Raw genomic sequence first — 21,462 nt, 5'->3', positions numbered from 1 at the left:
CTATCCTTAAAAATAGTGAAAAAAGTGGTAGCTTATTAGCGACTAAAAAAGGGGAAAACCGATGGATGCACTGACATTACTACTCAATCGCCGTTCTGCTTCTCGTCTGACCACACCTGCGCCCGAAGGCGAAGCATTAAAAAATATTCTTAATGCCGGGATGCGTGCGCCGGATCATGGCGCGTTACAGCCCTGGCATTTTATCGTGATGCAGGATGACGGCATCACCAAATTCAGTCAGTTGCTCGAAAAAGCGGCAAAAACAGCCGGACTCGGGCCGGAAGTGGAAGAGAAAGCCCGCAATGCGCCATTACGCGCACCGCTGATTATCACGGTTATCGCGAAAGTGAAGCCGGAACATAAAGTTCCTGAATGGGAGCAGGTTGCAGCGGCAGGTTGTTCGGTTCATGCGATGCAGATGGCTGCTGTGGCTCAGGGCTTCGGCGGGATCTGGCGCACCGGCTCGTGGACAAAGGATCCGGTGGTACGGGAAGGTCTGGGATGTGAGGAGCACGATAAAATTGTCGGCTTTCTGTATCTCGGCACTCCGGCACTGAAAGCGCCTGCCAAAGTGGCGGCACCGGATCTGACACCGTTTGTCACGTATTTCTGAGCGGATTGACGTTAACAAGGAGACTATCATGTCAGAAGCGGTGCGTTTAACGCAATACAGTCACGGCGCGGGTTGCGGCTGTAAAATTTCCCCGAAAGTGCTCGATACCATCCTGCACAGTGAGCAGGCAAAATTTATCGACCCTAATCTGCTGGTCGGTAATGAATCCCGTGATGATGCGGCAGTGTATGATATCGGCAACGGTACCGGCATCATCAGCACCACCGATTTCTTTATGCCGATTGTGGATGACCCGTATGATTTCGGCCGTATCGCGGCCACCAACGCCATCAGTGATATTTATGCCATGGGCGGCAAGCCGATTATGGCGATTGCGATCCTCGGCTGGCCGGTAGACAAACTGGCCCCGGAAATTGCACAGCAGGTGATTGAGGGCGGACGGGCTGTCTGCCGTGATGCCGGTATTTCTCTGGCTGGCGGTCACTCCATTGATGCGCCTGAGCCGATTTTCGGCCTGGCGGTCACCGGTATCGTCCCGACAGATAAAATCAAACAAAATAACCGTGCGAAAGCCGGTTGCCAGCTGCTGCTGACCAAACCGCTGGGTATCGGCATTCTGACTACGGCTGAAAAACAGAGCAAACTGCGTCCGGAACATAAAAATCTGGCACGTGACACCATGTGTCAGCTCAACAAGCCCGGTGCAGATTTCTCTGAAATCGACGGTGTAAAAGCCATGACAGACGTGACCGGTTTTGGTCTGCTCGGCCATCTGAGTGAAATCTGTCAGGGTTCCGGGTTACAAGCCGTAATCCACACTGATTCTGTTCCGGTACTGCCTGGTGTGTATGACTATATTGCACAGGGCTGCTGCCCGGGCGGCACTCAGCGTAACTTTGACAGCTACGGCCACCTTATCGGTGAAATGACCGAAGTTCAGCGCAAACTGCTGTGTGACCCGCAGACATCCGGCGGGCTGCTGCTGGCGGTTGATCCTGCGGCGCGTGAGGAAGTGGAGGCGGTTGCCCGCAAATACGGCCTGACATTAAGCCCGGTCGGTGAACTGACTGAGCCGGACGCATCCCGTGCACTGATTGAAGTCACCGCATAAACATGCGTTTGTTTATTGCCGAAAAGCCCAGCCTCGCCCGTGCGATTGCGGATGTATTACCCAAACCGCACCAGCGGGGGGACGGCTTTATCCGCTGCGGTCAGAATGACTGTGTGACCTGGTGTGTCGGCCACCTGCTGGAGCAGGCAGAGCCGGATGCGTATGATCCGCGTTATGCCCGCTGGAACCTGGCTGATCTGCCGATTATCCCGCAAAAATGGATCCTCAGACCCCGCGACGCGGTGGCGAAACAGCTGCGCACCATCGGTACGCTGCTCAGTTCCGCAACTGAAGTTATCCACGCCGGAGACCCTGATCGCGAAGGGCAGTTGCTGGTGGATGAGGTACTGGATTTCCTGGAGCTCGCGCCGGAAAAGCGTCAGCAGGTGCAGCGCTGCCTGGTCAATGACCTTAACCCGCAGGCGGTAACCCGGGCAGTGGATAAAATGCGTCTTAACCGTGATTTTATCCCGCTGTGTGTTTCGGCACTGGCACGGGCACGGGCAGACTGGCTCTACGGCATCAATATGACACGCGCCTACACTATTCTCGGCCGTAATGCCGGGTATAACGGAGTGCTTTCGGTCGGCCGTGTGCAGACCCCGGTGCTCGGGCTGGTGGTGCGGCGTGATGAGGAAATTGAAAACTTTGTGCCGCGCGATTTCTTTGAGGTACGGGCACATATTGTTACCCCGGCGGACGAACGTTTTACGGCAATGTGGGTGCCGAGCGAGGCGTGCCAGGATTATCAGGATGACGAAGGACGCCTGACTCACCGGCCGCTGGCGGAGCATGTGGTCAGCCGCATCACCGGTAAACCGGCCTTCGTGACTGATTTTCAGGATAAAACGGAAAATGAAATCGCGCCGCTGCCGTTTTCACTGTCTGCGTTACAGATTGAGGCTGCCAAACGCTACGGGCTGAGCGCCCAGGCAGTGCTGGATATCTGTCAGCGTCTGTATGAAACCCACAAACTGATCACCTATCCCCGTTCGGACAGCCGTCATCTGCCGGAAGAGCATTTTGCCGGGCGTCACAGTGTGCTCAATGCGATTTCTGTTCATACCCCGCATCTGCTGCCGCAGGATAACCTCGATGATTCGCTGCGTAACCGCTGCTGGGACGATAAAAAGGTTGATGCGCACCATGCCATCATTCCGACCGCCAAATCGGTCTCTGTGTCGCTCAGTGAGAATGAAGCTAATATCTACGAGCTGATTGCGCGTCAGTATCTGATGCAGTTTATGCCGGATGCACAATACCGCAAATGCGTGATTGAACTGGATATCGCCAACGGTAAATTTGTGGCAAAGGCGCGTTTTCTCTCTCAGGCAGGCTGGCGGACCATGCTGGGTGCCAAAGAGCGTGACGAGGAAAACGAAGGTACACCGCTGCCGGTGCTGACCAAAGGGGATGAACTCCTGTGTGAGCGCGGTGAGGTCGTGGAGCGTCAGACTCAGCCGCCGAGACCGTTTACCGATGCTACGCTGCTGTCAGCCATGACCGGGATTGCCCGGTTTGTGAAAGATAAGGCGCTGAAAAAAGTACTGCGCGAAACTGACGGATTAGGCACTGAAGCAACCCGCGCCGGGATTATCGAACTGCTGTTCCGTCGTGAGTTCCTGTATAAAAAAGGGCGCAATATTCATTCATCCCCGGCAGGACGAGCACTGATTCATGTTCTGCCCGAAATGGCCACCTTGCCGGATATGACGGCGCACTGGGAATCAACCCTGACACAAATCAGTGAAAAACAGTATCGTTATCAGGATTTCATGGTGCCGTTGTCTGAAACCCTGACCGGACTGATAAACCAGGCCCGGCAGAACCGGAATGTCCGCGCTTTCCGTGATTTACCACCGCCGCCGCAGGCGAAGAAGGCCGGCGCGAAAGGCAAAGGTAAAACCGCCGCGAAGGGCAAAGGGAAGACCGGCGGAAAAAAAGCACCGCCACAGGAAGAAGAATAAAAAAATGTCCCGCATTGCGGGACATTTTTTATCAGCGGGTTAAATCAAACTCAGCCCAGATTGGCGCGTGGTCAGAGGGTTTTTCCATACCACGGATTTCATAATCAATGCCGGTGGCGGTACAGCGTGGTGCCAGCGCGTTGCTTGCCAGAATCAGGTCAATCCGCAGTCCACGGTTGTCATCAAAGCCGCGTGAACGGTAATCGAACCACGAAAAACGGTCGTCTGCATCCGGATACATAGCGCGGTAAGTGTCAGTCAGTCCCCAGCTGAGCAGGCGATCCATCCACTCGCGCTCTTCCGGCAGGAAAGAGCACTTGCCGGTCTTCAGCCAGCGCTTGCGGTTGGCGTCACCAATTCCGATATCAATATCCTGCGGGCTGATATTCATATCACCCATAATAACAATCGGATCCTGGTTGGAGCGCCCGGACAGATAGTCCTGTAAATCCTGATAGAATTTGGTTTTCGCCGGGAATTTCAGCGGATGGTCGCGGCTTTCTCCCTGGGGGAAATAACCGTTAATCACTGTCAGTACCCCGGCCGGGGTATCAATATCCGCCATAATCAGACGGCGCTGGGCATCTTCATCATCCCCTGCGAAGCCTTTGCGCACGGCAACCGGCTCTGCTTTGGTCAGCAGGGCGACACCGTAATGGGATTTCTGGCCGTGATAAAAAATGTGGTAGCCGAGGTGTTTCAGGTCATCGAGCGGGAACATCTCGTCATGGACTTTGGTTTCCTGGAGGCCGATAACATCAGGCTGATGCTGTGCGATAATCGCTTCCAGCTGGTGAGGCCGGGCTCTTAACCCGTTAATGTTAAAAGAGACAAACTTCATAGAATTCCAACCGGTTGATGAGTTAACAACAAAAGAGTAACAGATCGAAGAAAAAAAGTAACCCGCCGGCAGAATAATAAAAACCGGTACACCCGGCAGGGGTTAATATGTCTTAATTTTAATTGACAAAATAATCAGCATTAATAATGATTATTCTTTCTTCTGTACAGTGAAATGAAATGGGTGTGATAAAAATCGGAAGGAAGATTTTTATGTTTATGTATTAATCTTTAAAATGAAATTTAATAAAACAGAATAATAAAAATATAACATTGCATTATTGTTATTGTATAAATTTTAATAAAAATCGTATTTAAACTCTTTGTGTAAGAAAAAAACACCAGAAATAAAGTCGTTACATATCAATAAGTAATTATTTAACTGATTATTTACTACAGCACAGGAATCGACATTATGTTTTTTTCAAGGAAGTTAGAAGCCTTTATGGCTGTTGTTGAATACGGCTCGCTCAGTAAAGCAGCAAAAGTGATGAACAGGACAACTCCGCCGGTGGCCAAGTCTATCAAGGATTTTGAGATCTCGCTGGGTAAGCGTTTATTTAAACGTGAAAAATTTGGTATGAGCCTGACACGGGAAGGGATGGAGTTATACAATGATCTTAAAGATCTCTATATGCAGGAAAAAGAAATTACAAAAAAACATATCAGCGGAACGATATGTAATAAGGTGAATATATTTTATGACTGGGGGAAAAGTAAATATATTGCGGCACTGTACCGGACGGCATTCAAAGCGGGTATACAAATTAATATATTTCGTTTCCACTATGATTGTATTGATGAAATAAATGATTTTGAGGGCAATACGCTGATACTGTCGTCAGAGCAGGTTATCAGCGAACGTTTTACGCTGCTGCGCCATTTACCGCAGGGGCAAATCGGAATCTGCTGCCGTCGTTCACTGTTTCAGGACTGTGATAACAATTTACAGACATTATTATCCTCCTGTGTCTGGTTATGTGAGCCGTTATTATATGAAAGCCCGTTACTCAAAACATTATTGCTGCAGCTCGGTGAGCAGAGCAAACATGAACATGTGCATCTGATCGACAATGTGAACAGTTATCTGCATCTGCTGATTGACGGGGATTATCTCTGCTTTATTGATGAGCACCCGAAAACGCTGCCGTACAGCGATGAACTGATTTTTCTGCCGTTATCGCAGAGTGAGGCGGAAAATCATTGTTATCTGTACAAGTCAAAATCACACGCGAGTGTGCTGAACAAAATAATGGATTGTATTGAGAATATGAAATAACAGGAGAGAAGATAGATGGTGGTGGGAGAAGGATTCGAACCTTCGAAGTCTGTGACGGCAGATTTACAGTCTGCTCCCTTTGGCCGCTTGGGTATCCCACCAAAAATCAAATTGTCTGTCCGTTCAGCTGTTGCCTTGGGACGGGCTGCATAATAGCAAATATGCGGACGCTGTAAAGTAAAAAAAGAGAAAAAATGTGTGGTCGTTGTTTTTTTGCCCGAAGTGCACGTTAACCGTGCAACTTCAGGCAATTAAGCCGTTATAAAATGACAGTGCGGTTACCGTAAACGAATACCCGTTGTGTCAGAACACGCCCCAGGGCATGGCTGAGCACATTTTTTTCCACGTCACGACCGGCCATGACCATATCATCGGCGCTGTAAGTGTGGTCGACGTTAATCACGCTCTGGTGAATGATCGGACCTTCATCGAGGTTATCATTCACATAGTGCGCGGTGGCACCGATAATCTTCACGCCGCGCTCATATGCCTGATGATAAGGCCGTGCGCCGATAAAGGCCGGCAGGAAGGAGTGGTGGATGTTGATAATCTGGTTCGGATAGTGCTGCACAAATGCCGGGGTCAGCACACGCATGTATTTCGCCAGCACGACGTAATCCGGCTGATACTGGTCAATCTGCTGAATGATCTGCATATCATGCTGCTCACGGGTCAGTCCGTCGTGGCTGATATGATGGAACGGAATACCAAACTGTGTGACCAGATGAGACAACAGGTCGTGGTTGCCGATAACCGCTGCGATTTCGACATCCAGACCGCCGTAGGCGCTTTTCATCAGAATATCGCCGAGGCAGTGTGCTTCTTTGGTCACCATAATGACAATACGGCGGCGTCCGGCGGTGGTTAATTCGCGCGTGGAGCCTTTCGGCAGGGCATCATCCAGGTCGGCCAGCAGGGTTTCATCGTTAAAAATCCCTTCCAGCTCGGTGCGCATAAAAAAGCGGCCGGTACGGTGATCAACGAATTCATTGTTCTGGACAATATTCAGCTGATGCTTGTAACAAATATTGGTGATCTTGGCGATAAGACCTTTTGCGTCAGGGCAAATGGTTCGCAGAATTTTTTTCTGGCTCGTCTGGTGTTGCATGGAAGGTGTGGATCCTTAATAACTGATGTCGGTGATGTTTGTTTACAGAAAGTGCCTGTCCGGTGTCAGGCACAGCATTTTTTATATTTTTTTCCGGAGCCGCAGGGGCAGGGGTCATTACGGCCGATCTGTGGTTTTACGCCGTCGAGGTACATCCAGGCACCGTCAGTCAGGCGAAAACGGGAACGTTCGTGAATGAATTGTTTATCTTCGGACTTTTTATCAATAAAGCAAGCACAAAATTCAACGAAAGCCTCGTCCGGCGCGGTGCCGGGCTGAAAATCAATGACATTCAGTCCCAGCCATTCCGTTTCACCGAATCCGGCGGTCAGTTCTGTCCGCAGTGCTTCCGCGCGTGCCGGCGGATACCATGTCCGGATCAGATGATCAGCATTATGGGTGACAAACGCACTGTAACGCGAACGCATCAGTGCCCGCGCATCGGGGGCGGACTGCGCACCGGAAAGATAAGGCTGGCAACACTGTGCAAAAGTATCCCCGCTGCCGCACGGGCAGGGATCGGTATCTGTAAAATGAGACATAATTATCAAATAATGTGTTCAGGGTAAATAATCGTAAGGAACAGAGCTCAGATGCTACCGGAAATAGCGATCACACGCTATCCTTAATCTCAGCAGCAGTGCGGGAGCAGCGGCATTCCCGGTGTTCCGGGCACGCTGGGTTGTGAGGCCGGGCAGAAAGGGGATGCGATGAAGCAGGCACTGGACGGAAAACGATTGTTAGTCATCGATGACGACCCGGCATTCAATATGGCGCTGTCATCCTATCTGCGCCTTCTCGGTGCCACGGTGTTATCTGCCGGTGACGGTGCACGCGCATGGGAATGCATAGAACAGGGCTTTCAGCCGGAACTGATTTTCTGTGACCTCAATATGCCGGTGATGACCGGCGCGGAATTTATTGCCCGGTCACAGTCGGATTTACCGGCCATTCCGGTGATTGTTATCTCTGCGACACAAAAAATGTCGGATATCGATGAAGTGCTGCGTCTCGGGGCAAAAGATGTGTTGTTAAAGCCCCTGAACAGGCTGGAAGAAATAAAAAAATTATGTCTGTCCCACCTGTACCCGTCATTTTTCTCACCGGGGGTGCTGGAAAATAATGATCTCTCCGGGATCTGGGCCCAGTTACAGCATAATGTGGATGATGTTTTACGTTTATTAAAACAGCTGAACCCGCCGCCGAGCCAGGTGCTGGCCAATTATCAGATTCGCTATGCGCAATTATCCGATACCTGCCGGGCCGGGCTGGTATTTGATGTGGCAGAATTTTCTGATAATGAAGTGGCGTTTTATTGTCTCGATATCAGTCAGAATACCGGCAACGGCCCGCTGATGGCGATGTTAATCCGCGTCATCTTTAACGATCTGCTTAAACGCTATATTCATAATCACCACCGGAAATTACCGAGTATGACCGCCATCTTAAATAAGCTGAACCGGTTATTACAGGACGCAGGTATTCCGGGACAGCTGCCGCTGCTGCTGGGGTATTATCACACCCGGCGTAAGTCGGTGTTATTGTCCAGCGCCGGTATCAGTGCGGAATTACGCTCTGATAACCATGTGATCCGTGTTAACCGGGGTATTCCGCTGGGGACACTCTCTTCCGTTTATTCCAGTCAGATAAGTGAATTCAGCCGCCATCTGCAATGCCGGATCTGGAACAGCAGCAGTCAGATTAAATTAAGCCTGACCCCCGGACCGCATCAGGGATAATTACCGGACTTTACCAACCCGTACAGATATTAAACATCTCTTAACACTAAACCGCATTTACGCGGCACAGAGTATTTATCCCGGAAAATTAGCTGGTATACTCAGTCTCATTATTTTTTATAAATCGCGTATTTATTCTGTTTATGCGCATTGAGGATGATGTATGTCAGTGCAGAAAAATAAAGTACACAAGGCTGTGATCCCGGTTGCAGGATTAGGAACACGTATGTTGCCGGCCACAAAAGCGATTCCGAAAGAAATGCTGCCGCTGGTGGATAAACCGCTTATTCAGTATGTGGTGAATGAATGTATCGCGGCGGGGATCACTGAAATTATTTTAGTGACCCACTCATCAAAAAACTCCATTGAAAACCATTTCGATACCAGCTTTGAACTGGAAGCCATCCTGGAAAAACGTGTAAAACGTCAGTTGCTGGATGAAGTCCAGTCAATCTGCCCGCGTCACGTTACTATCATGCAGACCCGTCAGGGGATCGCCAAAGGGCTTGGTCACGCCGTATTATGCGCCAGACCAATGATTGGTGATGAGCCTTTCGCCGTGGTATTGCCGGATGTGATTATTGACGAATACAGTACTGACCTGGCGAAATTCAACCTCAGAGAAATGATTGCGCGTTATGAAGAACACGGTGCAAGCCAGGTAATGGTTGATCCGGTTCCGCAGGAAATGGTGGCAAATTACGGTGTGGTGGATTGCCACGGTGAAAATCTGGCCGCCGGTGAAAGCAAACCGATGTTTGCCGTGGTGGAAAAACCGGAACCGGCCAAAGCACCGTCGAATATGTCTATTGTCGGCCGTTATGTGCTTTCCCAGGATATCTGGCCGCTGCTGGGGAAAACTGCCCCGGGAGCCGGTGATGAGATCCAGCTGACTGACGCTATCGCTATGCTGATTGAAAAAAATCCGGTGGAGGCGTACCGTCTGGTAGGCCGCAGCCATGACTGCGGCGACAAAATGGGCTATATGAAAGCCTTTGTCGAATACAGCATGCGTCATAAGCACCTGGGCCGTGAATTCTCAGATTGGCTGAAAACATTACAGAATTAATAATTGTTGCAATAGGTGAACTATGAAAGTAACCGTATTTGGAATCGGATATGTCGGTCTTGTGCAGGCGACTGTACTGGCGGAAGTCGGCCATGATGTTATGTGTGTCGATGTTGATGCAAAAAAAGTGGAAAACCTGAAAAACGGTGTGATCCCTATTTTTGAACCGGGCCTGACCCCGCTGGTGAAGAAAAACTATGAAGAAGGTCGTTTAAGCTTCACTACGGATGCGGCACTGGGTGTGGCACACGGCACACTGCAATTCATCGCGGTCGGTACACCGCCGGATGAAGACGGTTCTGCGGATCTGCAATATGTCACCGCGGTTGCCCGTACTATTGCACAGCATATGCAGGACTACAAAGTGGTTATCGATAAATCCACCGTTCCGGTCGGTACCGCGGATAAAGTTAACGCCACGATTAAAGCCACACTGGCTGAACGCGGCGCGGATATTGCCTATGACGTGGTGTCCAACCCTGAATTCCTGAAGGAAGGGGCGGCGGTTGCTGACTGCATGCGTCCTGAGCGCATTGTTATCGGCTGTGATAATGATCGTGTTATCGATATTATCCGCGAACTGTATGAGCCGTTTAACCGTAATCACGACCGCATGATTGTGATGGATATCCGCAGTGCGGAGCTGACCAAATACGCGGCAAACTGCATGCTGGCGACAAAAATCAGCTTTATGAATGAGATCTCCAACCTGGCGGAAATGCTGGGCGCGGATATTGAGAATGTGCGCCAGGGTATCGGTTCTGACTCCCGTATCGGTTATCACTTTATTTATCCGGGCTGCGGCTACGGTGGTTCCTGCTTCCCGAAAGACGTGCAGGCGCTGATCCGCACCGCGGAACATATCGGCTTTACCCCGCGCATTCTGCGTGCGGTGGAAGAAGTGAACGAACAGCAGAAATACAAACTGCCGTCCTTTATCAAACGTCATTTCGGTGAAAACCTGGAAGGTAAAACCTTCGCGGTCTGGGGCCTGTCTTTTAAACCGAATACCGATGATATGCGTGAAGCCTCCAGCCGTATCCTGTTACAGGAATTATGGGCCGCCGGTGCCAAAGTTCAGGCGTATGACCCGGAAGCGATGCAGGAAGCGCAGCGTATTTTCGGGCTGCGTGATGACCTGGCGCTGATGGGCACCAAAGAAGCGGCACTGCATAATGCGGATGCACTGGTTATCTGCACTGAGTGGCAGAGTTTCCGTGCGCCGGACTTCGATGCTATCAAAGCAGGACTGAAAACCCCGGTTATTTTTGACGGACGTAACCTTTATGACCCGGAACGTTTAGAAAATCGCGGCTTTATCTATTATGGTATAGGCCGTGGTGCTTCCATTAATCCGGTAATCTGAGTCTGAATATGAAAATACTTGTAACCGGCGCGGCTGGTTTTATTGGTTATCATGTCTCGCAGCGCCTGCTTGAGCAGGGGCACGAGGTTGTCGGTGCTGACAACCTGAATGACTATTATGATGTGAATCTCAAACAGGCCCGTCTTGATCTGTTATTACCGCATCCGCAATTTCAGTTTTTTAAAATGGATTTGTCGGAGAAAGCGGCTGTCAGTGAGCTGTTCGCCGCACAGAAATTTGAGCGGGTGATCCACCTGGCGGCACAGCCGGGCGTGCGTTACTCCATCCAGAACCCGATGGCGTATATTGACGCGAATATTCTGGGGCATATGAATATTCTGGAAGGGTGCCGTCATCATAACGTCGGGCATCTGATCTACTCCTCCTCAAGTTCAGTATACGGTCTGAACCGCAAACAGCCGTTCTCTGTTGAGGATGATGTGGACCATCCGGTGTCGTTGTATGCGGCAACGAAAAAAGCCAATGAATTAATGTCACACAGTTATTCACATCTTTATCAGTTGCCGACAACCGGTCTGCGGTTCTTCACCGTCTACGGCCCGTGGGGTCGTCCGGATATGGCGTTATTTAAGTTTGTGAAAGCCATGCTGGACGGAAAACCGATCGATGTATATAACCACGGCAATATGGTGCGTGATTTCACCTATGTCGGTGATATTGCGGAAGCGGTGGTGCGTCTGGTGGATGTGATTCCGGCGGTGAATAATGACTGGACGGTGGAAAAGGGGCTGAAGTCAGCCAGCTCTGCGCCGTACAAAATTTATAATGTCGGTAACGGTCAGCCGACCCGGCTGGGTGATTTTATTCAGGCGATTGAAACGGCGCTGGATATTAAAGCCAATAAACACTATATGGATATGCAGGATGGTGACGTGTTATCCACCTGTGCAGACTCCTCCGAATTGTATAAAACGATTGGTTTCTCACCGGATACGCCGGTTAATTACGGCGTGCAGCAGTTTGTTGACTGGTATATGTCGTTTTATCACGGAAAAAATAAATAACAGCAACGGTTATAAGTATAAAAAAGGAGGCGAAAGCCTCCTTTTTGCTGTCCGTCTGACCGGAAGATATAAAAAAGCCCTTCAGAGAAGGGCTTTTCCGGCAGATATTATCACTTACTTGATTAAGAAATCGTTCAGAGATTTACCTTCGTTATCGATAGCTTGTTTGATCACAGCTGGTGTACGACCCTGGCCGGTCCAGGTTTTGCTTTCACCGTTTTCATCGATATATTCGTATTTGGCAGGGCGCTGAGCACGCTTGGATTTGCGGGCTGTTTTGCCTGTACCCATAGACTGAATTAATTCTTCCGGGTTGATATTCTGCTTTTCAAGCAGCTGACGGAATTCTTCTAATTTACGGGTGCGCTCTTCTTCTTTAGCCTGAGCCTGGGATTCTTCCAGACGGCGTTCTTCAACAACAGAAGTCAGCTTTTCCAGAATTTCTTCTAAAACTTCTAAGCTGGATTCTCTCGCCTGAGCGCGAAGAGTACGGATATTATTAAATGGCTTCAAAGATTCACTCATAATCCTGGTCTCAAATTAAATGTTGGCTGGTGTGTAGATAATAATAGATTGCTATTTAAAAATCTGCAATAGCAAATTTCGGAGTAAGGTTAAAACACATTTTTTTTAAAAGCAATTATTTCTGAGGAATAATAAGGGTCTTTTTGGCTTTTCGTTTAAATTTGATAAGGGGACGGGGTGAAAATGTGTTGATGTTCAGCATCTTCATAAAAATTGTTCATAAATGTGGTAGGGAATACAAATTATATTTAACCTTATCTTATGTAAAGAAACGTTATTCTTCGCTCCCGGTATAATGAAAAACAGGACAACGCGAAGGATAGCCGATAACAACAGTGAATATCCGGTATGTAACCATGACCTGTGTGAATTTACGTGTGCGATGAACTCAGGATATTGTGCATGCGATCACGGCATGAATGAAATACAGATTGCGCTGTTTTTAACACTAATGTGTTAGTATTGTCCCGGATCTTGAATGTGTAAGGGGAGAGAGCCGGTGGCTCAGCTTTATTTTTATTACTCCGCAATGAATGCGGGAAAATCGACAGCGTTACTGCAGTCATCCTATAACTACAATGAACGCGGCATGCGCACGCTGATATTTACCGCAGAGATAGACAACCGCTATGAGCAGAGCAAAGTTACCTCACGTATCGGCCTGAGCGCCGATGCGCGGGTCTTTGGCCCTGAGACGGACGTAAGCTCGGTTATTATCCGTGAACATCAGCAGACACCCGTACACTGCGTATTAATCGATGAATGCCAGTTCCTGACCAAAGCGCAGGTGGAACAGCTCTGCTGTATCGTCGACGATATTGATATCCCGGTTCTGTGTTACGGGTTACGCACAGACTTTAAAGGTGAGTTATTCAGCGGCAGCCATTATTTATTAGCCTGGGCGGATAAATTAGTTGAATTAAAAACTATTTGTTATTGCGGACGAAAAGCCAGCCGTGTTTTACGTTACGACGGACAGGGGCGGGTTATGTCAGATGGTGCACAAATTGACATCGGCGGTAATGAAAAATATGTATCCGTCTGCCGCAAACATTACAATGAAGCGATACGCGAAGTAAAAGCAGCAGAATATCGGTCATAAATCAGGGAAGTCTCTCTGTTATACAAAAAGTGCCGGACGTCATTGTCCGGTTTTTTTATATCCGCTGCGGATTGCGCCGGATATCAAAAAACACCGGAACGGTTTCTGCAGGGAAAGTGATGAGGCGGTATTTGAGTCAGCAGGGATAAAATACCGGTGAATACCCCCAGGAGTTACCACAGTTTTGTAACGGGTATTAAGTGAAATATTAAAAACCGTCTGTTCCGGAAAACATGATCAAAAGTGAACAGCTGTTAATACAAAGACAATTATTTAATAATTATTATGAGACGGATATAAAAAAGCCCTCCGGGGAGGGCTTTATGGTTATTATTTGCCGGATTGATGATTATTTCTTAGCATTCCGTTTGGCAACCGGTTTTGGTGCCGCTACAGGAACAGATTCGTCATAGGTGCGTCCGTAATAGGTATCCAGCATAATTTGTTTTAATTCTGCAATCAGCGGATAGCGCGGGTTTGCACCGGTACACTGGTCATCAAAGGCATCTTCGGACAGTTTATCCAGTTTTGCCAGGAATTCCGCTTCCGGCACACCGGCTTCACGGATGGATTTCGGGATCCCCAGAGAGGCTTTGATTTCGTCCAGCCAGATCAGCAGTTTTTCAATTTTCTGCGCGGTACGGTCACCGGCAGCACTCAGTTGCAGATGGTCAGCAATCTCCGCGTAACGGCGGCGTGCCTGAGGACGGTCATACTGGCTGAACGCAGTCTGTTTGGTCGGGTTATCGGTAGCGTTATAACGGATGACGTTACAGATAAGCAGGGCATTAGCCAGACCATGCGGAATATGGAACTCAGAGCCCAGTTTGTGCGCCATGGAGTGACATACCCCGAGGAAGGCGTTGGCAAACGCGATACCGGCGATAGTCGCGGCATTGTGTACACGTTCACGGGCAACCGGGTTCTTCGCACCTTCGTGATAGCTGGCCGGTAAAAACTCTTTCAGCAGTTTCAGTGCCTGTAATGCCTGGCCGTCAGAGAATTCGTTTGCCAGCACGGATACATACGCTTCCAGTGCGTGAGTGACGGCATCCAGCCCGCCGAAAGCGGTGAGGGATTTCGGCATGTTCATCACCAGGTTGGCATCAACAATTGCCATATCCGGGGTCAGGGCATAGTCCGCCAGCGGGTATTTCTGGCCGGTGGTATCATCTGTCACAACCGCGAACGGAGTCACTTCAGAACCGGTACCGGATGTGGTGGTGATAGCAACCATTTTCGCTTTCACGCCCATTTTCGGGAACTTATAGATACGTTTGCGGATATCCATAAAGCGCAGTGCCAGTTCCTCAAAATGTGTTTCCGGATGTTCATACATCACCCACATAATTTTGGCTGCATCCATCGGGGAGCCGCCGCCGAGGGCAATAATCACGTCAGGTTTGAAGCTGTTCATCTGCTCCGCACCTTTGCGGACCACAGAAAGTGTCGGGTCAGCTTCCACTTCAAAGAAAATCTCCACTTCCATACCGTAGGATTTCAGCACACGGGTGACTTCATCCACATAGCCGTTATTGAACAGATAGCCGTCAGTCACGATAAAGGCGCGTTTTGCACCGTCACCGGCGATCTCTTCCAGGGCAACCGGCAGAGAACCACGGCGGAAATAGATAGATTTCGGAAGTTTATGCCACAACATATTTTCAGCTCGTTTTGCCACGGTTTTGGTGTTGATCAGGTGTTTCGGCCCGACGTTTTCGGAGATGGAGTTACCCCCCCAGGAGCCGCAACCCAGTGTCAGTGACGGAGACAGTTTGAAGTTATACAGGTCGCCGATCCCGCCCTGTGATGCAGGGGTGTTAATCAGGATACGTGCGGTTTTCATCTTCTCACCGAAGAATTTTACGCGCTCCGGCTGGTTATCCTGATCGGTATATAAGCAGGAGGTGTGGCCGATCCCGCCCATTTCCACCAGTTTTTCCGCTTTGATCACCGCATCTTCAAAATCTTTGCCGCGGTACATGGCTAACAGCGGGGAGAGTTTTTCGTGTGCAAACGGCTCGGATTCATCCACCACGGAGACCGCACCGATAAGAATTTTGGTCCATGCAGGTACTTCGATGCCGGCCATTTCAGCAATTTTCACCGCAGACTGACCGACAATTTTCGCATTCAGTCCGCCGTTGAGCAGAATAATGTCCTGAACGGCTTTCAGTTCTTTGCCTTTCAGAATATAACCACCGTGGGTTTCAAAACGTTCTTTAACCTGTTCATACACATCATCCACCACGATAACCGATTGCTCAGAGGCACAAATCACGCCGTTATCGAAGGTTTTTGACATCAGAATAGAGGCCACCGCGCGTTTGATATCAGCGGTTTCATCAATCACGACAGGGGTGTTACCCGCGCCCACACCAATGGCCGGTTTACCGGAACTGTAGGCTGCTTTCACCATGCCCGGCCCGCCGGTGGCGAGGATCAGGTTAGTATCCGCGTGATGCATCAGGGCATTGGATAATTCCACAGACGGCTCGTCGATCCAGCCGATAATATCTTTCGGGGCACCGGCGGCAACAGCCGCGTTGAGGACAATTTCAGCCGCTCTGTTAGTGGCTTTTTTTGCACGCGGATGCGGGGAGAAAATGATCCCGTTACGGGTTTTCAGGCTGATCAGCGCTTTAAAAATTGCGGTGGAGGTCGGGTTAGTGGTCGGGACGATACCGCAGATAATACCGATAGGCTCTGCGATGGTGATGGTGCCGAAGGTCGGGTCTTCCGATAAGATGCCGCAGGTTTTCTCATCGCGGTAGGCGTTATAGATATATTCAGAAGCAAAATGGTTTTTGATCACTTTATCTTCAATAATACCCATGCCGGACTCTTCAACTGCCAGTTTTGCCAGCGGGATACGGGCATCTGCTGCGGCGAGTGCCGCCGCCCGGAAGATAGCATCCACCTGTTCCTGGGAGAAACCGGCAAACTCGCGCTGAGCTTTCTTCACGCGGGCAACTAATTCATTGAGTTCGGTAACGTTCGTTACGGCCATACAGATCACTCCTGATAAATTGTTAAACTTTTTAAGCAAATCAGCGGATTGATACAATTTGATTATAGCGGTGATATCTTCCGGTAACTAAATCGATTTTGCCGGTAACATAATGCAGATATGCCCGCTGATTTGCTTAAAAAGCCCGTCAGGTCTTTCTGTTCACATTATAGTTGAATCGATTCAACTATAATGAAAGCAGCTTAACATTCAGGGGAAATATTAAAGTGATCCAAATCACAAATATATCAAGCTGACACCATTCAGCATGGGTCAAAACGGGAACAATACGGAGTGACGGGAATGATATCGGGTTTCAATTTCACAGAAGAACTGATGATTGTCTGAAATTCAGGCAGAAGTAAGGTGATATAACTGTATCGAATCAGCCGGAAGCAGAAAATATTCTGCGTAAAGCAATTCCTTTTCCTGCACATTCAACGGTATGATGTCTGTGTTAATAATCACATTTATAATTATTACAACCCCCAGGCGATAGCCTGCTGTTATTATCAGCAGACTATCACTGTATTATCATCAGGTTGAGGATCCTTTGTGGGCAACACTTTGCTGGATTTTTCCGGTTATTTAAAATTTTTTGTCGGCTTATTTGCCTTAGTCAACCCGGTCGGTATTCTGCCGGTCTTTATGAGCATGACAAATTATCAGACTGCCGCAGTGCGCAATAAGACCAACATGATTGCGAACTTTTCGGTGGCCGTGATTTTGTGCACATCACTTCTGGTCGGCGATAAGATCCTCATTATGTTCGGTATTTCCATCGAATCTTTCCGGATAGCAGGGGGGACACTGATTGTCCTCATCGCCATGTCCATGATCAGCGGTAAGCTGGGGGAAGATAAGCAGAACAAACAGGAACAGTCGGAAACGGCTATCCGCGACAATATCGGTGTGGTGCCGCTGGCACTGCCGCTGATGGCGGGGCCGGGGGCTATCAGTTCCTGTGTGGTCTGGAGTGCCCGCTGGCAGGGCTGGCAGAACTTTTTCGGACTGGCGCTGACCAGCATCGTGTTCGCGTTCTGTTGCTGGCTGTTGTTCCGCTCTGCAGGACTGTGGGTGAAATACCTCGGACAAACCGGTATCAACGTTGTGACCCGTATTATGGGTCTGATGCTGATGTCATTAGGTATTGAGCTGATCATTACCGGCATGAAAATGAGTTTCCCGGGATTATTGTCATAATCACGCAGTTCATTATTATCAGAACGGGGCCATCGGCCCCGTTTTTACACCTCGTTTATATATCTCTCAGTTATCCATCCGGTGGTCGCCGCGCAGCAGGGCGGCGCGATCAAATTCCCGTTCAATTTTCCCGTTCGCCATAAATGCCGCCCGGTCTGACATATGCGCCACCACATCCGCATCGTGACTGACCAGCAGATAGGTCATGCCGTGGGCGGTTTTCAGATGATTAAGCAGATTGAGAATTTCCGCCTGCACAGACATATCAAGCGCGGATGTTGGTTCATCGAGTAACAGGATCTGCGGGTGCAGCATCAGGGCACGGGCAATAGCAATGCGCTGGCGCTGCCCGCCGGAGAGCTGATGCGGATAACGCTGTGCCACATCCGGCGGCAGCCCGACAGATACAATGGCCTCTGCCACCCGGTTGCCGATGTCATTTTCGCGGTGAATGCGTAACGGTTCTGAAAGTGCTCGGTGAATAGTATGGAAAGGATGCAGAGACGCATAAGGATCCTGAAAGACCATCTGCACATTGCGGCGCAAAGCCCCCTGATAACGCTGACCGGGGTGGATATGTTGTGACAGCAGCTGTACGCCGCCCAGCCATTCCCGCTGCAACCCGGCAATCACCCGCAAAATAGTGGATTTTCCGCAGCCGGACTCACCGATAAGACTGAACGTCTCTCCGGCATTAAGATGAAAACCGGCCTGACAAACAACCTGCCGCTGCCCGAAGCTGACGGAAAGATTATTAACTTCAATAATCGGTGCTGAATTATTTTCCGGCATGATGTATCTCCTGAGTCAGTAACGCCAGCAGGGCGGTGCGATCCAATACCGGCAAATCGGTGCCGTACGTCTGTGCATCCGGGCGGCAGGTCCACAATGTGCGGGTGTAAGGATGCGTTGCCTGCGGCAGTTGTACGGCGGGCAGTTCATCCACCTGCTGACCCTGATACATCACCATCACGCGCTGACAATGAGCTGCCACCAGCGGCAAATCATGACTTATCAGCAGCAACCCCATGCGGCGCTCCTCACACTGGCTGACAATCAGCTCCAGAATCTGGTGTCGCAGCCGGGCATCCAGGGCGGAAGTTGGTTCGTCGGCAATTAAGACTGACGGGTTGTTGATCAGAGCAATCGCAATCATGGCTCGCTGTCCCATACCGCCGGAAAGCTGCCCCGGATAGCGGGAGAGCGCCTGTTCTGATAACCCGGCAGCACGGGCCATTTCAAAAACACGGTCGCGGCGATCAGATTTGCTCAGTGTCTGGTGGCGCAGCAGGGATTCCTCAATCTGCTGATACAGATTTCTGACCGGATTCAGCGCATAGCGCGGATCCTGCATGATCATGGCAATGTCATTGCCGCGCAGTGCCGCCCACTGTTTTTCCCGCAGAGACAGCAGGGAGGTCTGACCGAATGTCAGTGTATCCGCACTGACAATCCCGGGTTTGCGCACCAGCCCCATCAGCGCCCTGGCGGTCATGGATTTGCCGGAACCGGACTCCCCGACCAGCGCCAGTCGTTCCTGTCCCAGGGTAAAGGAGACATTTTTCACCACCTGTGCGCGGGGGTAATCCACACACAAATTACGGACAAAAATAAGCGGCTCAGTCATGTTGCGGCTCCATAATATCCCGTAAACCATCACCCAGAAGATTGAATGCCATACCGGCAATCAGAATGGCCGCGCCGGGAACGGCGGCTATCCACCACTGGTCGAAAATAACCTGCATACCATCGGCAATCATGGCTCCCCATTCCGCCATCGGCGGTTGTGCGCCCAGCCCGAGGAAACCCAGACCGGCGGCTGCCAGGATAATGGTGGCGAGATCCAGCGCCAGCCGGACAATAGCTGACGGCAGACAGAGCGGCAGAATGTGTCCCCACAGCAGACGCAGACCACGGATCCCCAGCATTTCCGCACTGGCCAGATAATCACTGTTGCGCAGATGGCGGATTTCACTGCGTGCCTGGCGGGCATAGGCCGGCCACGAGGTCAGGGCGAGTGCCAGTGCGCCGTTAATCAGCCCCGGCCCGAGAATGGCAACAAAGGCAAATGCGAGGATCAGGCGCGGCATCGACATGACAATATCGGTAAAGCGCATCAGAATCGTTTCCACCCAGCGACCGTAAAATCCGGCCAGAATGCCGATCAATAACCCGGCGGGCAGGGTGATTGCTGCGACCAGTGCAACCAGACCAAACATCGGGCGGGTGCCGTAGATCAGGCGGGAGAGCACATCACGCCCGTAGCTGTCCGTTCCGAGCCAGTGTTGAGCATCCGGTGCCAGCAGGCGCTGTGCCGGGTTTTGCAGTACCGGGTCATAAGGGGCGAGCCACGGCGCAAACAACGCCACCAGCAGCAGAAACAGAATAATCAGGGTGCCCGTCAGCGCGGACGGGGAACGGCGGATTTTCGGCAGTAATGTCATGATTTCACCCGCGGATCCGTTAAACGCACAATCATATCGGTCACGTTATTAATAAAGATAAAGCAGATACCGATCACCAGGGTCCCGCCCATCACGGCGGTGGTATCTCCGGCAAACAGGGCGGCGGTCAGGTAACGGCCGATGCCGGGCCAGGAAAAGACCGTTTCGGTCAGTACCGCACCTTCCAGCATTCCGGTGTAGGCAAGGGCAATCACGGTGATCAGCGTCCCCCGGATATTCGGCAGCACATGGCGGAACAGCACCTGCATGTCGGTATTGCCTTTGGCGCGTGCCAGCGTGACATACTCTTTATTCATTTCGCTCAGACAGGCGGCGCGCGTCAGCCGGGTGATCCCCGCCAGGCAAAAATAGGCCAGCAGCGACACCGGCAGGATCAGGTGTGCGACCGCATTGGTAAATGCACCGGGATCATCGGACAACCAGGTATCGATCAGCACAAAACCGGTCTTTGCCTCGACGGTATACTGATAGATATCATCCAGCCGCCCCGGGCCGGGGCTCCACTGAAGCGTGGCGTAGAACAGCAGCAGCATCAGCAGTCCCAGCCAGAAAACCGGTACTGAGTTGCCGAGGAGTGTCAGGGTGCGGATGATAAAATCAAATGGTGTTCCGGCATAACGGGCGCATAACACGCCGCAGAGAATGCCGAGCGAAGCGCCGATCAACAGTGAGAGCGTCGCCAGTTCAATGGTCGCGGGCAGGGTGGTCAGCACGCCGTCGAGCACCGGTTGTCCCATAGAGGAGGCCATGCCGAGATCGCCGTGCAGCAGACGCTCTGCATAATGCCAGAACTGAATATAGACGGGCTGATCGAGCCCCAGCTCCAGCCGTACCTGCTCATAGGTCTCATGGCTGGCGTGATCGCCGACAATCTGTAATACCCGGTCAACCGGTGAGAGTGCCGACAATGCAAAGGTGATCACCAGTAACCCGAGCAGTGTCAGCGCAAGGGTAAAAATACCCTGAAGCGTCACACGCAGCGTATGGCGAAACAGTGTTCCGGCAGGGGAAATATCGGACATACAGCAGTTCCTGAATAAAAACAAAACACACAAACCCCGTCAGCGATACTGACGGGG

General features: G+C 50.6%; 19 protein-coding genes and 1 tRNA gene. 10 read left to right on the top strand and 10 right to left on the bottom strand.

From position 1 onward, the window contains the following. Nucleotides 1-61: 61 nt before the first annotated feature. Genes ACSBQN_RS06855 through ACSBQN_RS06845 form a run of 3 tightly spaced genes read left to right on the top strand, consistent with a single transcriptional unit; the run spans nucleotide 62 to nucleotide 3,652 of the window. Nucleotides 62-613, top strand: coding sequence for an NAD(P)H nitroreductase (locus tag ACSBQN_RS06855; protein WP_004239158.1), 552 nt, complete (start codon nucleotides 62-64; stop codon nucleotides 611-613). Nucleotides 614-641: 28 nt separating this feature from the next. After that, nucleotides 642-1,685 (top strand): selenide, water dikinase SelD, encoded by a 1,044-nt coding sequence (gene selD, locus ACSBQN_RS06850; RefSeq protein WP_024473191.1) that lies wholly within the window; start codon nucleotides 642-644, stop codon nucleotides 1,683-1,685. Nucleotides 1,686-1,687: 2 nt separating this feature from the next. Then, complete coding sequence (locus ACSBQN_RS06845) at nucleotides 1,688-3,652, top strand: DNA topoisomerase III (RefSeq protein ID WP_024473190.1); 1,965 nt, start codon at nucleotides 1,688-1,690, stop codon at nucleotides 3,650-3,652. A 31-nt stretch (nucleotides 3,653-3,683) separates the two neighbouring features. Here the strand turns inward: ACSBQN_RS06845 and xthA are convergent, their stop codons facing one another. Further along, on the bottom strand, nucleotides 3,684-4,493 hold the full coding sequence (gene xthA, locus ACSBQN_RS06840; RefSeq protein ID WP_024473189.1) for an exodeoxyribonuclease III: 810 nt from the start codon (nucleotides 4,491-4,493) through the stop codon (nucleotides 3,684-3,686). 414 nt (nucleotides 4,494-4,907) lie between these two features. On the opposite strand from xthA, the gene ACSBQN_RS06835 reads away from it, so the two are divergent. Beyond that, complete coding sequence (locus ACSBQN_RS06835; protein WP_024473188.1) at nucleotides 4,908-5,771, top strand: helix-turn-helix domain-containing protein; 864 nt, start codon at nucleotides 4,908-4,910, stop codon at nucleotides 5,769-5,771. A gap of 16 nt (nucleotides 5,772-5,787) precedes the next feature. Here ACSBQN_RS06835 and ACSBQN_RS06830 read toward each other — a convergent pair. The 3 genes from ACSBQN_RS06830 to ACSBQN_RS06820 form a co-directional block, all read right to left on the bottom strand. After that, nucleotides 5,788-5,872: transfer RNA gene (locus ACSBQN_RS06830), tRNA-Tyr, on the bottom strand. Between the two features lie 158 nt (nucleotides 5,873-6,030). Continuing rightward, nucleotides 6,031-6,879, bottom strand: a complete 849-nt coding sequence (gene purU, locus ACSBQN_RS06825; RefSeq protein ID WP_024473187.1) for a formyltetrahydrofolate deformylase — start codon at nucleotides 6,877-6,879, stop codon at nucleotides 6,031-6,033. Between the two features lie 65 nt (nucleotides 6,880-6,944). Then, complete coding sequence (locus ACSBQN_RS06820; RefSeq protein WP_024473186.1) at nucleotides 6,945-7,421, bottom strand: YchJ family metal-binding protein; 477 nt, start codon at nucleotides 7,419-7,421, stop codon at nucleotides 6,945-6,947. A gap of 168 nt (nucleotides 7,422-7,589) precedes the next feature. On the opposite strand from ACSBQN_RS06820, the gene rssB reads away from it, so the two are divergent. The 4 genes from rssB (at nucleotide 7,590) to ACSBQN_RS06800 (ending at nucleotide 12,078) form a co-directional block, all read left to right on the top strand. After that, entirely contained in the window at nucleotides 7,590-8,618 is a 1,029-nt protein-coding gene (gene rssB / locus ACSBQN_RS06815; protein WP_024473185.1) for a two-component system response regulator RssB, read from the top strand. 163 nt (nucleotides 8,619-8,781) lie between these two features. Continuing rightward, nucleotides 8,782-9,687 carry a UTP--glucose-1-phosphate uridylyltransferase GalU gene (gene galU, locus ACSBQN_RS06810; protein ID WP_024473184.1) on the top strand — a complete coding sequence of 302 codons (906 nt, stop codon included), beginning with the start codon at nucleotides 8,782-8,784 and terminating at the stop codon, nucleotides 9,685-9,687. 22 nt (nucleotides 9,688-9,709) lie between these two features. Next, on the top strand, nucleotides 9,710-11,053 hold the full coding sequence (locus ACSBQN_RS06805; protein WP_004238197.1) for a UDP-glucose dehydrogenase family protein: 1,344 nt from the start codon (nucleotides 9,710-9,712) through the stop codon (nucleotides 11,051-11,053). 8 nt (nucleotides 11,054-11,061) lie between these two features. Further along, a complete protein-coding gene (locus ACSBQN_RS06800; protein WP_354632744.1) occupies nucleotides 11,062-12,078 on the top strand; it encodes an NAD-dependent epimerase in 1,017 nt (338 codons plus the stop codon). Nucleotides 12,079-12,192: 114 nt separating this feature from the next. On the opposite strand, the gene ACSBQN_RS06795 is transcribed toward ACSBQN_RS06800, so the two are convergent. Continuing rightward, nucleotides 12,193-12,603, bottom strand: a complete 411-nt coding sequence (locus tag ACSBQN_RS06795) for an H-NS family histone-like protein (RefSeq protein ID WP_004238195.1) — start codon at nucleotides 12,601-12,603, stop codon at nucleotides 12,193-12,195. 499 nt (nucleotides 12,604-13,102) lie between these two features. Between ACSBQN_RS06795 and ACSBQN_RS06790 the strand changes: the two genes are divergently transcribed. After that, nucleotides 13,103-13,705 carry a thymidine kinase gene (locus tag ACSBQN_RS06790; RefSeq protein ID WP_004239170.1) on the top strand — a complete coding sequence of 201 codons (603 nt, stop codon included), beginning with the start codon at nucleotides 13,103-13,105 and terminating at the stop codon, nucleotides 13,703-13,705. 349 nt (nucleotides 13,706-14,054) lie between these two features. On the opposite strand, the gene adhE is transcribed toward ACSBQN_RS06790, so the two are convergent. Continuing rightward, a complete protein-coding gene (gene adhE / locus ACSBQN_RS06785; RefSeq protein WP_004239173.1) occupies nucleotides 14,055-16,715 on the bottom strand; it encodes a bifunctional acetaldehyde-CoA/alcohol dehydrogenase in 2,661 nt (886 codons plus the stop codon). A gap of 555 nt (nucleotides 16,716-17,270) precedes the next feature. Between adhE and ACSBQN_RS06780 the strand changes: the two genes are divergently transcribed. Further along, complete coding sequence (locus tag ACSBQN_RS06780; protein WP_004239175.1) at nucleotides 17,271-17,918, top strand: YchE family NAAT transporter; 648 nt, start codon at nucleotides 17,271-17,273, stop codon at nucleotides 17,916-17,918. A 66-nt stretch (nucleotides 17,919-17,984) separates the two neighbouring features. Here ACSBQN_RS06780 and ACSBQN_RS06775 read toward each other — a convergent pair whose 3' ends face one another. Genes ACSBQN_RS06775 through ACSBQN_RS06760 form a run of 4 tightly spaced genes read right to left on the bottom strand, consistent with a single transcriptional unit; the run spans nucleotide 17,985 to nucleotide 21,405 of the window. Next, a complete protein-coding gene (locus ACSBQN_RS06775) occupies nucleotides 17,985-18,710 on the bottom strand; it encodes an ABC transporter ATP-binding protein (RefSeq protein WP_036408083.1) in 726 nt (241 codons plus the stop codon). Continuing rightward, entirely contained in the window at nucleotides 18,697-19,545 is an 849-nt protein-coding gene (locus ACSBQN_RS06770) for an ABC transporter ATP-binding protein (protein WP_354632745.1), read from the bottom strand. The genes ACSBQN_RS06775 and ACSBQN_RS06770 overlap by 14 nt, the downstream gene beginning before the upstream one ends. Then, on the bottom strand, nucleotides 19,538-20,362 hold the full coding sequence (locus tag ACSBQN_RS06765) for an ABC transporter permease (protein WP_004238189.1): 825 nt from the start codon (nucleotides 20,360-20,362) through the stop codon (nucleotides 19,538-19,540). Before ACSBQN_RS06765 ends, ACSBQN_RS06770 begins: the two co-directional genes overlap by 8 nt. Next, nucleotides 20,359-21,405 (bottom strand): ABC transporter permease, encoded by a 1,047-nt coding sequence (locus tag ACSBQN_RS06760; RefSeq protein ID WP_004238188.1) that lies wholly within the window; start codon nucleotides 21,403-21,405, stop codon nucleotides 20,359-20,361. Before ACSBQN_RS06760 ends, ACSBQN_RS06765 begins: the two co-directional genes overlap by 4 nt. Between the last annotated feature and the right edge of the window lie 57 nt (nucleotides 21,406-21,462).

Origin of the sequence: Morganella sp. B601, assembly GCF_051172335.1 — a bacterium.
Taxonomy (GTDB): domain Bacteria; phylum Pseudomonadota; class Gammaproteobacteria; order Enterobacterales; family Enterobacteriaceae; genus Morganella; species Morganella morganii.
Note: the sequence above shows the minus strand (reverse complement) of the source record. Positions and strands in the feature narration are given on the sequence as shown.